The organism is Polaribacter sp. 20A6 (assembly GCF_011378915.1).
GTDB classification, from domain to species: Bacteria; Bacteroidota; Bacteroidia; order Flavobacteriales; family Flavobacteriaceae; genus Polaribacter; species Polaribacter sejongensis.
The window spans coordinates 172,932-188,147 of sequence record NZ_WTPZ01000006.1; the positions used below are offsets into that span (position 1 = coordinate 172,932).

At 29.0% G+C, this 15,216-nt stretch carries 13 protein-coding genes and 1 tRNA gene; 10 read left to right on the forward strand and 4 right to left on the reverse strand.

Annotated elements, in window-relative coordinates; genetic code table 11:
* Window positions 1-31: 31 nt before the first annotated feature.
* Both GQS57_RS14975 and GQS57_RS14980 read right to left on the reverse strand, forming a co-directional pair.
* Window positions 32-1,666 (reverse strand): peptidylprolyl isomerase, encoded by a 1,635-nt coding sequence (locus GQS57_RS14975; RefSeq protein WP_165733677.1) that lies wholly within the window; start codon window positions 1,664-1,666, stop codon window positions 32-34.
* A gap of 12 nt (window positions 1,667-1,678) precedes the next feature.
* Entirely contained in the window at window positions 1,679-1,960 is a 282-nt protein-coding gene (locus tag GQS57_RS14980) for a DUF493 family protein (protein ID WP_165733678.1), read from the reverse strand.
* A gap of 96 nt (window positions 1,961-2,056) precedes the next feature.
* On the opposite strand from GQS57_RS14980, the gene GQS57_RS14985 reads away from it, so the two are divergent.
* The 5 genes from GQS57_RS14985 to GQS57_RS15005 all read left to right on the forward strand — a co-directional run bounded on the left by GQS57_RS14985 (window position 2,057) and on the right by GQS57_RS15005 (window position 6,550).
* A complete protein-coding gene (locus GQS57_RS14985) occupies window positions 2,057-2,599 on the forward strand; it encodes an AAA family ATPase (protein ID WP_165733679.1) in 543 nt (180 codons plus the stop codon).
* The gene (locus GQS57_RS14990; protein WP_205860279.1) at window positions 2,596-4,488 is read left to right on the forward strand and encodes an ATP-dependent DNA helicase RecQ; all 1,893 of its coding nucleotides are present in this window, start codon (window positions 2,596-2,598) and stop codon (window positions 4,486-4,488) included. The genes GQS57_RS14985 and GQS57_RS14990 overlap by 4 nt, the downstream gene beginning before the upstream one ends.
* Before the next feature lie 2 nt (window positions 4,489-4,490).
* Window positions 4,491-5,441 carry a methionyl-tRNA formyltransferase gene (gene fmt / locus GQS57_RS14995; RefSeq protein ID WP_205860280.1) on the forward strand — a complete coding sequence of 317 codons (951 nt, stop codon included), beginning with the start codon at window positions 4,491-4,493 and terminating at the stop codon, window positions 5,439-5,441.
* Between the two features lie 186 nt (window positions 5,442-5,627).
* On the forward strand, window positions 5,628-5,900 hold the full coding sequence (locus GQS57_RS15000; RefSeq protein WP_068449845.1) for an HU family DNA-binding protein: 273 nt from the start codon (window positions 5,628-5,630) through the stop codon (window positions 5,898-5,900).
* A 92-nt stretch (window positions 5,901-5,992) separates the two neighbouring features.
* The gene (locus GQS57_RS15005; protein ID WP_165733705.1) at window positions 5,993-6,550 is read left to right on the forward strand and encodes a YqgE/AlgH family protein; all 558 of its coding nucleotides are present in this window, start codon (window positions 5,993-5,995) and stop codon (window positions 6,548-6,550) included.
* Here the strand turns inward: GQS57_RS15005 and GQS57_RS15010 are convergent.
* Together GQS57_RS15010 and GQS57_RS15015 are read right to left on the reverse strand one after the other, a co-directional pair.
* Window positions 6,547-7,380 carry an aminotransferase class IV gene (locus tag GQS57_RS15010; protein WP_165733680.1) on the reverse strand — a complete coding sequence of 278 codons (834 nt, stop codon included), beginning with the start codon at window positions 7,378-7,380 and terminating at the stop codon, window positions 6,547-6,549. The genes GQS57_RS15005 and GQS57_RS15010 overlap by 4 nt on opposite strands.
* Before the next feature lie 163 nt (window positions 7,381-7,543).
* Window positions 7,544-7,927, reverse strand: a complete 384-nt coding sequence (locus GQS57_RS15015; protein WP_165733681.1) for an START-like domain-containing protein — start codon at window positions 7,925-7,927, stop codon at window positions 7,544-7,546.
* A 108-nt stretch (window positions 7,928-8,035) separates the two neighbouring features.
* On the opposite strand from GQS57_RS15015, the gene GQS57_RS15020 reads away from it, so the two are divergent.
* From GQS57_RS15020 to GQS57_RS15040, 5 genes are all read left to right on the forward strand, one after another.
* A tRNA-Met gene (locus GQS57_RS15020) sits at window positions 8,036-8,109 on the forward strand.
* 442 nt (window positions 8,110-8,551) lie between these two features.
* Complete coding sequence (locus GQS57_RS15025; protein WP_165733682.1) at window positions 8,552-9,097, forward strand: RNA polymerase sigma factor; 546 nt, start codon at window positions 8,552-8,554, stop codon at window positions 9,095-9,097.
* A gap of 148 nt (window positions 9,098-9,245) precedes the next feature.
* Window positions 9,246-10,364, forward strand: coding sequence for a FecR family protein (locus GQS57_RS15030; protein WP_165733683.1), 1,119 nt, complete (start codon window positions 9,246-9,248; stop codon window positions 10,362-10,364).
* Between the two features lie 36 nt (window positions 10,365-10,400).
* Complete coding sequence (locus GQS57_RS15035) at window positions 10,401-13,766, forward strand: SusC/RagA family TonB-linked outer membrane protein (protein ID WP_165733684.1); 3,366 nt, start codon at window positions 10,401-10,403, stop codon at window positions 13,764-13,766.
* Between the two features lie 11 nt (window positions 13,767-13,777).
* On the forward strand, window positions 13,778-15,184 hold the full coding sequence (locus GQS57_RS15040; RefSeq protein WP_165733685.1) for a RagB/SusD family nutrient uptake outer membrane protein: 1,407 nt from the start codon (window positions 13,778-13,780) through the stop codon (window positions 15,182-15,184).
* The last annotated feature ends 32 nt before the right edge of the window (window positions 15,185-15,216 follow it).

Genomic DNA, 15,216 nt, shown 5'->3' on the forward strand with positions numbered 1-15,216 from the left:
ACTACACAAAATAGGGAAAGAATGTATTTCATTATTTATTTTCGTAAAATTTAATTAACTTTTTTAATTCCTTTTTGCTTACTTTAACTTTACTTTTCTTTCTTAAATCTGCAATCCAATTTTTGTCTAAAAAGTTTTGATAATCATTAATCACCTGTCCTTTTATACTGTCTAAATCGGTTGTTGTATAAGTATCCTCTTGGCTCTTAAAGAACTTTTGCAAGCCAATTGAATCGTTAGAAGACTTTGTCCAAATTTTTTCTTGCATCAATTCAAAAAGTAACAAACCATCTTCATACTCTTTTAAAGTATATGCATATTCTGGTTCTGTATAAATTAAATTCTCTTTATAATAGGTAAGAATTTGATCATCTTTAAACATTTCAAAAAGTTTAAAAACAGCTAAATGCCTTCTATTTCTAATATAGTTTATAAAAGTTTCTTGTGTAATATTTTTATCATTTATACTAATAATAGTATGCTGTAATGAATCTTTTGGAATTGCTCTTAGATTTTTACGATCTAAAATCTTTTTAGCTTCCTCATATTCTATAATTGTGTACTCTTTTTTTAATTTATTTACAACTGCATCTTCAGACAACTGCATTCTAGAACTCTTTTTTATTTTTTCTTTTAATTCAACTTTCATTTCATCAAAAGACTTAATAGGATGTTTTTTTAACAACTGTACAATATGCCAACCAAACTGACTTCTAAATGGTTTAGAAAAATCAGATACATTTTCTAAAGCAAAAGCTGCATCATCAAAAGATTTTACCATTCTTCCTGCTCCAAATTTACCTAGCTTACCTCCATTATTTTTAGAACCCGGATCTTCTGAGTATTTTTTTGCCAAATCGTCAAAACTCTCTTTATTATTTAATTTAGCATAAATACTATCTATCTTCATTTTACCAACAGCAGTGGTGTCTCTTATTAAAATATGTGCCGCTTCAATTTCTCCTTTAGATTCTTTTATATCATCAACTTGCATAATATGATATCCAAATTGTGTTTTAAATGGCATAGAAATTTCACCAACCTTAGTCGAATACGCAGCAACCTCAAAAGGATACACCATATTAAAAGCAGAGAAATATCCTAAACTACCACCATTCCCTTTTCTTCCTGTTTTAGGATCATCTTGAGCAGATCTATCTTCTGAATATTGTGCTGCTAATGCTTCAAACTTTTCACCTTTTATAATTCTTTCTCTTAATTCTAAGATTTTATTATAAACCATTAAGGTATCTTTTGGTGATGCTTCTCTTGGCAATCTCATTAAAATATGTTTTGCCTTTACCTGATTTTTAGTTCTAAAATAAGCGTCTTTTACCAATTGATCTATAAAAGTAGTATCTTGTAAATAAGGTGCAGAAAGCTGGTTTTTATAAGATTCCATTTCTCTTTTATAAGAAGGCAACGTATCTAAATTAATGGCATAAGCTTCTTTTACTTTAAGCTTATAATTAATATATAAATCTAAATTGTTAGTAATACTTTTAGCCTCTTCATTATCTATAGCATCTAAATTCTTTTCATACACTCTTTTAAATTCAGAAACAGTTGTTTTTTCTCCATCTATTGTAATTAACGTTTTCTCTTTCTTTTGCGAGAAGACAGACATAGAGGCACCTAAAACAAATAATAAAACTATTTTTTTCATAAAATGACTTAATTATAATGATATGATTCCTTTAATTTTTTCAGCTTTTAAATAATAAGAAATTACTTTATCTGAACTTTCTATCTTTAATACGATAGAAACGCTCACATATTTCCCTGTCTTAGATTTTTTTGTATTAATTACTGCTCCAGAATCGTTAAATAAATCTTCTACTTCCTGTACCTGATTGCCATCTGTTGGTACAATAAATTTATACATATAATCTGCCGGAAACTTTGTAGTATCGTCTAATTGACTCTTTAACTTTTTATAAAATTCTTTTTTATCACTCATAAAAACACTTTCTTAAATCTAAATTAATTATAAACAACAAGACACAAAATTACATTAAAAATTAGTTTTATAAAGAGATTCATTTATTTTTGTGAAATGCAGCAAAAAATAGTCTTAATAGGTGGACCTGGAACAGGAAAAACTTCCGTTATAAATGAGTTAACAAATAGAGGGTGTTTTTGTATGCCCGAAATTTCTAGAGAAGTAACCTTAGAAGCTCAAAAAAAAGGAATCGATCAATTGTTTTTAACAGAACCTTTATTATTTAGCAAAATGCTTTTAGAAGGCAGAGAAAAACAATTTTTAGAAGCGAATAAAAGCGAGCAAGAAGTTGTTTTTTTTGATAGAGGAATCCCTGATGTTCATGCATATATGGATTATTTTAAAACCGACTACCCAACAACATTTTTCGAAAAATGCAATCTTTATAAATACACTAAAATTTTTCATTTCTCTCCATGGAAAGACATTCACACCACTGATAACGAGCGCTATGAATCCTTTGAAGAAACCACCGAAATAGACCGGTTTTTAATGAAATCTTATACTGATTTAGGATACGCAATAATTAATGTCCCTTTTGGCTCTTTAAAAGAAAGAACAGATTTTGTTATAAATTCGCTTGCTTGCGAATTATGATTTCGCCTAAAGAAATATTAAAAAAATATTGGGGCTTTTCTGAATTTAGACCCCAACAAGAAGAAATAATTACAACATCTTTAGCACAAAAAGATGTCATTGCATTATTGCCTACAGGTGGCGGAAAATCTATCTGTTTTCAAATTCCGGCTTTGGCACAAGAAGGTGTCTGTTTGGTTATTTCACCTTTAATTGCTTTAATGCAAGATCAGGTAGAAAACTTAACTCAGAAAGGAATAAAAGCTACAACTATTAAATCGGGTTCTACACAAGATGAAATGATAACATTGTTTGACAATGTTAAATTTGGAGGCATAAAATTCTTATATCTTTCTCCAGAAAGGTTGCAATCTTACTTTATTCAACAGAAAATAAAAGAATTAAACGTTAATTTAATCGCTATTGATGAAGCACATTGTATTTCTGAATGGGGGCATGATTTTAGACCTTCTTATAGAAACATCAATATATTAAGAGAATTAAAACCAGAAACTCCTTTTATAGCTTTAACAGCAACAGCAAATCAAAAAGTTCTTGGTGATATTGAAAAAAACCTTGAATTAAAAGAACCTCAACTTTTTAAAAAATCTTTTTTTAGAGAAAATTTAGCATATCAAATATTTACGATTGAAGATAAATTACAACGTTTACTTCAAATATTTACAAAAACAAAAACTCCAGCGATTGTTTATGTTAATTCTAGAAAAAAAACAGCTCAGATTGCTTCCTTTTTAAATGCAAATAATTTTAAAAGTTCTTTTTATCACGCTGGATTATCATCCGTAGAAAAAAATATTTCTTTTGAAAACTGGATGACAGAAAAAACTCCCATAATAGTGGCTACAAATGCCTTCGGAATGGGAATTGACAAAGCAAACGTTGGTTTGGTTATTCATTTAGACTTGCCTACAAGCATCGAAAATTACGTACAAGAAACTGGTAGAGCTGGTAGAAGCGGTAAAAAATCGTTTGCCGTTTTGTTATATAACAAAAGTGATGTTTTATTATTTAAAGAACGTTTAGCAAAAACATTATTAAGCATCTCTGAAATTAAAGAAATCCACAGAAAATTATATCAATATTTTAGAATTTCTTTGGGCGAATTAAGCGAAGAATCTAATTCTTTTAATCTTTTAGAATTTTCTAAAAAGTATAATTATTCCGTATTAAAAGTAGATACTGCTCTTAAAATATTAGCTAATAACGGTATTATAGAAATTAGTAATCAGTATAACAAAAAGTCTACGTTGCAATTTATTGTGAATAGTAAAACGGTTTTAAATTATTTGGATAAAAACCCTATAATTAAAAATTTTACCAATTCTATATTAAGAACCTATGCTGGTTTATTTGAGGAAGAAGTTAAGATTGATGAATTTTTTATCGCTAAAAAATCTGGTTTAACTACCAATCTTGTTTTAGCAAATTTTGAACGTTTAGAAAAAGACAATATTATAGCTTACAAACCCGTAAAAAATGATGCAGAACTCCTATTTTTAGTACCACGGGAAGATGATTATACTATAAATAGGTCTTCTAGAGAAATGAAGCAATTCATCCATCAGAAAAAACAAAAATCTGAAGATTTAATTGCTTTTATAAATAACAATTCCGTTTGTAGAAGTAATCAGGTTTTAAGTTATTTTGATGAAATAAAAACAGAAAAATGTGGCATTTGTGATGTTTGTATTGCAGAAAACAGAAAGCCTAGCAAAAATTTAGCATCAGAAATAATGCTACTTTTAAAGAATAAGCAAGTTTTATCATCACAAGAAATTAGTGCTTCTTTAATAGCGGATGAAAAAGACATTTTAATACATTTGCGACAACTATTAACAGATGATAAAATAAAAATTAATCATCAGAATAAATACCAATTAATCCACTAATTATGAAAGATATGCGTATTGTTTTTATGGGAACTCCAGATTTTGCTGTTACTATTTTAAAGCATTTGGTAGAAAATGATTATAATGTAGTTGGTGTTATTACAGCTGCAGACAAACCAGCAGGGCGCGGACGAAAATTAAATGAATCTGCAGTAAAAAAATATGCAACTTCGGTAAATTTACCAATTTTGCAACCTACCAATTTAAAAAACGAAGATTTTAATACAGAATTAAAAAACTTAAATGCCGATGTACAAATTGTAGTCGCTTTTAGAATGTTACCAAAAATAGTTTGGCAAATGCCTAAATATGGTACGTTTAACTTACACGCTTCTTTATTACCAGAATATAGAGGTGCAGCGCCCATACATTGGGCAATTATAAATGGAGAAACTAAAACAGGTGTAACTACTTTTTTTATTGATGATAAAATTGATACTGGAGAAATCATCTTACAAGAAGAAATAGCGGTTTCAGAAACAGAAACAGTTGGTACGTTGCATGATAAATTAATGTTTTTAGGAGCCGATTTAGTTGGTAAGACCATAGACCTAATTGCTACGGAAAAAGTAACCACGACAAAACAACCAGATTTAGAAGAAAAATCTGCTTCTAAATTGAATCCTGAAAATTGTAGAATAGATTGGACAGATTCTTTAGACAACATCTATAATAAAATTAGAGGTTTAAACCCTTTTCCGGCAGCTTGGACTATCATTAAAAATGAAGAAGAAAAAATAACTGCTAAAATCTATGCCATTAGAAAAGAAATTTTAGAAGAAGCTCATGCTTTTGAAATTGGTAAAATAATTGCCACCAAAAAAGAATTAAAAGTAGCTGTTCATGGCGGTTTCATTATTATTGATGAAATAAAACTATCTGGAAAGAAAAAAATGGATGCAAAAAGTTTACTAAATGGCTATAATTTTTCTTCTGAAGCGAATGTCTTCTAAAGCCTTTATCTGTAAGGTTTTTACAGATTTCCGTTATTTCCAACTACCTTTATTAACAATTTACACATATTTATTAACAAAAAGGTGCTTTTTATGCACTCAAATTTGCGTAAACCCTTAATCCATCTATATTTGTTAAGCTATTAAGCAAAAAATATACAATTAATTTTAAAAAATTTATTTATTATGAACAAGTCAGATTTAATCGATGCAATGGCTGCTGATGCAGGAATTTCTAAAGTAGCAGCTAAAGCGGCATTAGAATCTTTTACAGACAATGTAACTTCTGCTTTAAAAGGTGGTGATAAAGTTGCATTAGTTGGTTTCGGTACATTCTCTGTTTCTAACAGAGCTGCTAGAACTGGTAGAAATCCTCAAACAGGAAAAACTATTGAAATTGCTGCTAAAAACGTAGCTAAATTTAAAGCTGGAGCTGGTTTAAGCGACGCTGTAAACTAAAACATATAGTTTTAAAGTATATAAAAAGCTCTCTTTTTTAAGAGGGCTTTTTTTTATGAAAATTTTTATTATATTTAACATAACTATTTTAAATCAAAAATTTGAAACTAAATAAAGGTAAATTATTAATTGCAGAACCAGCTATTTTAAACGATAGCGCCTTTAATAGAACTATAGTCTTATTAACAGAACACACTTCTAGTAATTCTGTTGGCTTCATCTTAAATAGACCTTTAGAGTATACTATTAATGATTTGTTGCCAGAAATTGATTGTAATTTTCCAGTATATCAAGGTGGTCCTGTAGAACAAGATAACTTGTACTTTGTACATAAAGTACCACAACTACTCCCGGATAGTATAGAAGTTGCTAACGGAATATTTTGGGGAGGAAGTTTTGAGTGTTTAAAGGATTTATTAAACACAGACACCTTAAAAGCATCTGATATTCGTTTTTTCTTAGGATATTCTGGTTGGGGCAAAGAACAACTAGACCAAGAAATGAATCAAAATTCATGGTTTGTAGGTGACAATGATTTCGAAAATATTTTTTCCATGGACGATGAAAGCCTATGGAAAAATAAATTACTACAAAAAGGAGGCAATTATAAGCTTTGGGCAAATGCCCCCAGTGATTTTAATTTAAATTAAACACCCGTAATTTGTAATACTTTTAAATTACCGGCTATTTTCTTTCCAATCTCTGTAGTAAATACTTTTTTCTTATATCCAGTAACTGGTTGTACCCCTATAATTGCATTTGTAATAAACACTTCGTCTGCTTTTTGTATTTCAAAAGGAGATATTGAAGTTTCCTCTAGCGTAAAATCTTTGTTTTTAGATAAAATCTCAATTACTTTATTACGGGCAATACCTTTTATACAACCTTCAGTTAATGCTGGCGTTTTAATAACATTTCCTTTAATTACAAATATATTTCCATTAGTAACTTCTACTACTCCCTTTTTTTCATTTAATAAAATGCAATTGTCTAACTCATTTTCTTCTGCAAAAATACTAGCCAAAGTATTCAACATTCTATTATTGGTTTTTATGGTTGATAAAAGCCCAGAATAATTGTAAAAATCTTTATAAACATCTAAAGAATAAGAGTCCTTTATCTGATAAGAACTTTCTGTAGCTTCTATAGTGTAATCTATTTTATTAGTTTTAGGCGTATACAAACCACCGTCTTTTCTAAAAACATTTAATCGCACTCTATATGTAGCACCTTCTCCTTGTGCAGCAACCGTTTTTAAAATTTCTTTTTCTAGAAACTCTAACGTAAACTCCATAGGAATTTTCATACGTAACATTCTCATAGAGGCCATTAATCTAAAATAATGATCTTCCCAAAAAACCACTTTTTTATGCATCACTTTTACAGTTTCAAAAATGGCGTCACCGTATTTAAAAGCTCTATTTTCTGATGATAATTTTATATTTTCTGGATCTATTAACGCTCCATTAAAGTTAATCATAAATACATTTTTTTAGAGTTGCAAAATTAATGCTTTTTAAAATATTTTAGCATAAAAAAACTCAACAATAATGTTGAGTTTTATATTTTAATAATATGTGTTAAACCACAAAGAATACAAAGTATTTAACTGAATAATACTGTTGCAAAAGAAAGGCTAAAACTTAAGCACCAATGGTGTGTCTTAATTCATCAATTTGATTTTCCCAAAGTTGTTTAGACTCTTCTACTTCATCTTCATCATCAGCAAAATCTGTAATAATTAAAGAAACATCTTTAGTTAATGCATCAACTTGAATCTTAATTTCAAAATAACTATCATCTCCTTCACTCTCTACCCATTTAAAACGGATTCTATCATCTGTTTTTTTTGTGATCAATTCTGCAATCTCTTCCTCTCCTTCCCAAGTAAAGCTATATTCTTTACCTCTAGAGTTTACCTTATCTGCAAACCATTCTTGTAAATTAGAAGGTGATGAGATGTACTGATACAACATGTGAGGGGATGCGTGAATAGCTATTTCTAGTTCGAATTTTATTTTATCCATTATTATTTTCTTAGGTTGACAAGATAGTTATTAATTCTTTTTAAAAAAAATTTAAAACAGTTCTTGCCAGTTCGTAAAATTCTACTATATTTGCAGCCTCAAAACAATGGCGAGGTAGCTCAGTTGGTTAGAGCGCAGGATTCATAACCCTGAGGTCACGGGTTCAAATCCCGTTCTCGCTACAAGTATAGTACGGAAAGTCAAGATTTATATCTTGACTTTTTTTGTTTAGGTACAACATAGGTACAACAAATTGATTTTTTTTATTCTTTACCCCAAAACAATACATATCATCTTAAAAATTATTAATTGCTGTAATAAGAATTTGAATCAGCTTGTCTTTGTCTCAATTTTCTTCTAAAAAAAAATATACCTTATTTTAATACCTCTGTAAACATTTAATATAACAGCCTAGGTTCTCTCTTCTTTATTCCATTTTTTAGTTATTAGAAAATAATAGACGATACTCTTCAATATTTACAAGTAAACTTATTGAAATTTATAATATACTACCTATATTTATTTTTTTTTTAGAAAAAAGCACAACAACTTTAATAATGGTTGTTTAATCGTAAAGAAATGTTGATTTTCTAGTGAAAACAAAAAATGATAAGTTTTTAATTTATGGATAACATAGAGACTATATATAAATTACATGTAGATGATTTATACTCATATGGAATACATCTTGGATTTGATGGTGGTTTAGTTATGGATGCCATTCATAATATTTTTCAAAAAATCCTACTTAATAAAAAATTAAATTACACCACAAACACCAAAGCTTATTTACTAAAAAGTTTGAGAAATGAACTTTTTGATGAATACAGAAGATCAAATAAGTTTTTAACCTACGAAAATGAGGCAGAGGACCTAAACTTTAGGTTAGATATAAATGTAGAAGATTTAATATTAGAGAAAGAATCTAAAAAATATTTAAAAAATAAAATTGAAAAGGTTCTAGAAAAACTAACATCTAGACAGCGAGAAATTATATATTTCAGATACACTCAAAATTATAGTTACAAGCAAATTTCAGAGATTCTTGGAATTACTATTCCTGCTTGCAGAAACCTCATATTAAAAGCATTAAAGGAATTACGAAAAAACGATGCAGGTAATTTTTATCTTTTTTTAAACTACCCTTCCTCTAAATTACAAGATAATTAATATTATTTTTTTTTCAAACCTTTTTTCAAGAACACTACCTTTAACATAATATTAACATTTAAGTAGGTGATGAAATAACATCACATCCGTGTAGTATATGTAGTCTTTACTTAAAAGAATAAAGACATAAATAAATTATTAAAATTAAATGACTGTAAAAGATTTTTTAGAAAATGAAAAATTTATACTCTTTATGCTTTTTAAAGATAATGAGTCTATAAAACATTGGGATTTACACTTGAGTAAACACCCAGAAGACAAAATTCATTTTCAAAATGCTGAACAAGCATTTAAAAAAATAAAACTGAATCCTTCGTCTTTACAAAAGAGTGATAAAGAAGCATTGCATAAACGTATTTTTGAAGCTACTCAAAAAAGTAAAATAATCAAAATAAATAGAAAACGTAAATTTTACTCAGCAATAGCTGCATGTGCTTTAATCTTGATTTTAATAAAAGTTTACAACACAACACCCACAGATTTAGAAGTTCCTAAAATTCTTGTAGAAAAATCCTTAGCAAAAACAGAAATAGAGTTAATAGCCAGCGGAAAAACATTCACGCTTTCAAATAAAAAAACATTAACGGTAAGTAAAGAAGGAACAATTAATGCTGAGGGAAAGAACTTAAAAGGAAGTGATTCTACTACCTATAATATTTTAAAAGTTCCTTTTGGAAAAAGAACTGAATTAGTTTTAGCTGATGGTTCTAAATTATGGGTTAACTCTGGTTCTACGGTGAAATTTCCTTCAAAATTCAATAAAAATAAAAGAGAGATTTATTTAGAGGGTGAAATTTATATTGAAGTAGCAAAGAATAAGCTAAAACCTTTTAATGTTAAAACATCAAACTTTGATGTAAATGTTTACGGAACTACTTTCGATGTTAAAGCATATAAAGATAATGAGGAACAAAGAGTTGTTTTAGTAGAAGGATCTGTTGGTGTTTCTACAATAGACAATATGAAAGCAGAAATGCTTCCTAGTGAATCATTAGATATAACAGCATCAAAACTAATTAAGACAAATGTAGATACAGAAATTTATACCTCTTGGAAAAATGGGTTTTTAATATTTGATGACAAACCATTAGAAGAAATTTTAATAGAATTATCTAGGTACTACAATGTAACCTTTTCAGACACAAAAAAAGAGCTAATCAATAAAAAATGTACAGGTAAAATCTATTTATCATCTAATTTAGAAGATGTATTAGAAACACTATCAACATTGTCTAACAGTTCTTTTAAAATACAGAATAACATTTAATAAATCATATTTAAGTTTAATAAGAAATATTTTAGAATGAAAAAAACTCTTTTAATCAAGCTTAACAATATAGTATTAGTAAATAAAAAGGTGCTATACCTGCTACCTTTTCTAATATTTATAAACCTAGCTAGTTCATATGCCGCTACAGAAAATTTTCAAGTAGAAAAATTAACTTTAAATCTAAAAAACATTTCTATTAAAGAAATAATTAAAGAGATAGAAAGTAAATCAAGTTTTGTTTTCATTCAATCTGGTTTAAAAAAAGATGAATTGAACAAAAAAGTAAGTTTAAACGTTGTAGATAAAACGATAACAGACTTATGTGAATCTATACTAACGGATACTACTATAAAGTATAAAATTATTAATAAACAAGTTGTTTTATACCATGTAGAAAAAAAGGAAAATATGATTAGTAGATTTTTCCAAGAATTATTTAGTATTTCCGGAACTATTACAGATGAAACTGGAGCACCAATTAGTGGAGTTACTATTGTTTTGAAAAAAGATCCTAGTATATGGACCGTTACAGATTTTGATGGAAAATATAAACTAAGTGAAATACCAAACGGAAGTACTATTAAAGTCTTAAGTATGGGGTTTTTAGACCAAGAAATAGTAATTACTGCTTCTGGTGTAAAAAACTTAGTTTTAAAAGAAGATATAGAATCTTTAGATGAAGTTATTGTAACGAGTAATTACGGTACAGCTCAAAAGAAATCTAACTTAGTATCTAGTGCATATCAAATAAAATCGGAAGATATTGTTAATTTACCGCAACAGCGTGTAGATAAAATACTGGAAGGAGTAATTCCTGGTTTAGAAGTAAATCCACAAAGTAATGGTGCAGATAGTTCTAGACCAAGATACTCGGTTACTATTAGAGGGGAAGCTTCGTTATCTGCCTCTAACGAACCACTGTGGATTTTAGATGGTATACCTATTAATACAGGGAACAATACAAACATGATTTTAGGAATAGAAACAAGTGTGAGTCCATTATCATTTATAAACCCTGATGATATTGAATCGATGACGGTTTTAAAAGATGCTTCTGCAACTACTATATACGGAGCAGATGGGGCAAATGGAGTTATTTTAATAACTACAAAAAAAGGAAAACCAAATAAAACTCAATTAAATGTGTCCTTAAGATCTGGTATTTCATTTATAAATAAAAATTCAAAGTTTAAGGTTTTAAATAGTGAACAATACCTAGATTTAGCAAAAGAATCTTTTTTAAATGCTGGTAATGATATTAACTATTTTCCTTTTACGGATAATGATATGAATGCCTATTCTACCACAAATACAGATTGGTATGATGTGTTTTTTGATGTTGGCTCAACATCTCAAATAAACTTATCTGCTTCCGGAGGTAGTGAAAAAGCTACATATCGTATTTCCGGATCCTATTTTGCAAATAACATGACCGTAAAAGGTAACAAACAAGAAAGAATTACCTTAAACTCTAACAACACTGTTAATATATCAGACAAACTGAGTTTAGATTTTACCCTATTAGGTTCTTACAATATCAATTCTACTTTTACTCCTAATTCAGATTATTATGAGAACTTGCCTATAATATCTCCTTACAATGCAGATGGTACTTTTAGACAATACTATAAAATTGTAGAAGGAAATAATCCTGATGGCTCTCCAAGATTCGTTGAAAAAAGATTTTTTAATAGCGTTGCTGAACGTGAACAAAATGACAACGGTCAAAATGCTTTTTCTTTTAAAAGTGCCGTTCAATTAAATTACCAAATTAATAAGGATATAACTTTAAGTTCTCAGTTTGGTGTTGATTATAATAATTATAATGAAAAACGCTATAATTCTATGTATAATTGGTCTGGAAACGACGTAACATTTACATACGATGGTTATGCTAATTCATCATCTGCTAACTTTTTAAATTGGAATACTATTCACAGAGTAAACTATAACAAACAAATTGGCTCACATCAAATATCGGGTGTTGTAGGGATTGAATTAGGAGCAAACAAATACAACTCAACAAGTGCTTGGGGTAATGGTTTTATAAACGACCATATAAGAACAGTAAGTTTGGCAGCTTTTTCAGACGGTTCAAGTAGTGAAAGCGAAACTACTAAATCTTCTTATTTAGCCCAATTAAGTTATAGTTATGATGATCGTTACAATTTAATTCTAAATGGTAGAAATGATGGGAACTCAAATTTTGGTGCAAATGTGCAACGTGCCAACTTTTTATCAGCCGGAGCGTCATGGAACATTCATAAAGAAGCATTTTTTGATAGTAATTTAATCAATATTTTAAACATAAAAGCTAGTTACGGAACCAATGGTAATTCTCGCTTTGGAACTCAAGATCCTGACGGAATTTATTCAGTGAGTGATTCTTACCAATATGGAGGTGATTTAGGGGCAGGTATATCATCAGGTGCCAACCCAGATTTAAGTTGGGAAACTACTTATTTACTAAACCTTGGGCTTAGAGTAGCTATGTTTAACAAGCGCTTAGATATAAGTACAGAGATTTATCGAAACAAAACTGTAGACTTAATTAGTAATTTCGATGCTTCTAGAACAACTGGTACCACTACCCTAGTTAGAAATTTAGGAGAAATTGAGAACAAAGGAATAGAAGTTACTTTAGAGTCAAAAAATATACAAACCAATAACTTTAAATGGAATACAAGAATCATTGCTAGTCACAACCAAAATAAGTTACTAGCGCTATACCAAGATATCCCTAAAAACATAGGTAACTATCGACTAGAAATTGGGAAAAGTACAAAAACATTTTATCTAATAGAATGGGCTGGCGTAGAGCCACAAGACGGTTATCCAATGTGGTATGATACAGAAGGAAACATCACTAAAGATTTCAGTTTAGATAATAGAGTGGCTAATAAAACTGAAGAAGCAGACTTATTTGGAAGTATGACAAATACATTTTCTTATAAAAATAAACTCAACTTTAGCATCACTACTGGATATACTATTGGAGGTTACAGCTTTAGTACTTTTGCTAGAGATGTAAATTCGGATGGATTAAATATTGGAGATGAAAATCAATCTATAAACCAACTAGACAGATGGCAATCTGAAGGAGATTTAGCTTTAGCACCAATATCACTTTGGGGAGTTACTACAAGTTCTACTAGAAACTCTACTCGTTTTTTATATAGTAAAACGAATGTAAAAATTCAAAACGCATCTTTTAGTTATCTATTTAATAATAAAATAGTTCAGTCATTAGGTTTGCAATCCATGAGCGCATCATTAATAGGTAATAATTTATTGGTTTGGACACCTTATGATAAATCTAATAGAAATTCTTACAAAAATAATATAAGTGGTTATCCTTTAGAAACAGAAATTTCTTTAGGCTTAAACGTAACATTTTAAATAATAAAGACATGAAATATATAAAAACACTTGTTGTAATTTTCAGTTTTGTTTTACTAAATAGTTGTAGTGATTTTTTAGAAATTAATCCCATTGGAAAATCTACAACTCCTGTTTTCTTTTCTGATATGGATGGAATTAGAGGTGCAGTGCCAGGAGCTTATGCTACTGTTTACGAATATTACGGAGAAGAATTTATGTTATACCCAGACGTAGCTTCAGATATGCTACAGGTAAATACTGTAGGAGAAACATCTATGACATCTCAATATAATTATTCATCAAACCCAGAAGAAGAAATAACTGCGGTTGGTCGTATTTGGACCAATGCTTTTGAAGCATTAGCAAATGTAAATAATATTATAAAATACCAACCTTCACTTCTTCAAGAGTTCCCCGAAAACGAAGATGAACTGAGAATTATAAAAGCTGAAGCTTTGTTTCTAAGAGCATTGATCCATTTTGATTTGGTTAGAGTATATGCACAATCTTATAACTTTACAGCAGATGCTAGCCATTTAGGAATACCTGTATTGACCGACACTCCTAGTTCTGATGATAATGTTGCCAGAAATACGGTAAGTGAAGTTTATGCGCAAATCTTAAAAGATTTAAAAGATTCTGAAGAAATTTATGGAGACGAAATAAGCGCTAGATCTAGCTATTACGCGACTAAAAATGCTGTACATGGCTTGTTAGCCAAAGTATATTTATATATGGAAGAATGGACAAACGCTGCTAACTATGCTTCTTTAGCAATTACTTCTACTCCGTTAGCTGAGGGAGACGATTACTTAAACATGTTTTTATACGCCATAGAAAATGATGAATCACTTTTTAAATTAAATGGAAAATTAAAAGAACCAGAAATTATCGATTTTTACGATTACGGAACTCCATTAGGTTATGCAGGCGATAAATTAATAACTCTTTTAAATGAAAACCAAGATGATTTAAGGTTACAATTATTAAATGAAGACACTTCTGGAACTTTAAAATATGCTAAAACAGATACCGATATTAACGATAGATATTATAACATAATTGTTCTAAGAACGTCTGAAATGTATTTAATCCGAGCAGAAGCAAATAATAATTTAGATAATATTGATTTAGCAATAGAGGATATTAAAACTTTACAAGCTCGTAATTATCAAAAGAATGTAAGTGAGATTACTGTTTCAGAAAACACCAAAGAAACTTTAGCTGTTTTAATAGAAAAAGAAAGATCGAAGGAATTATGTTTTGAAGGAAATAGATTATATGATTTAACAAGAACAAAACAAGATATTATTCGTGACGATAATTCAACATCTACAGTAAAAGAAGTATTGTATCCAAATAGCTTATTTGTATTGCCTATTCCTCAAAAGGAAGTGGATGTAAATACAAGTATGATACAAAATGAAGGTTATTAAAATATTGATGTTAATTATTAATTAAAAATAAA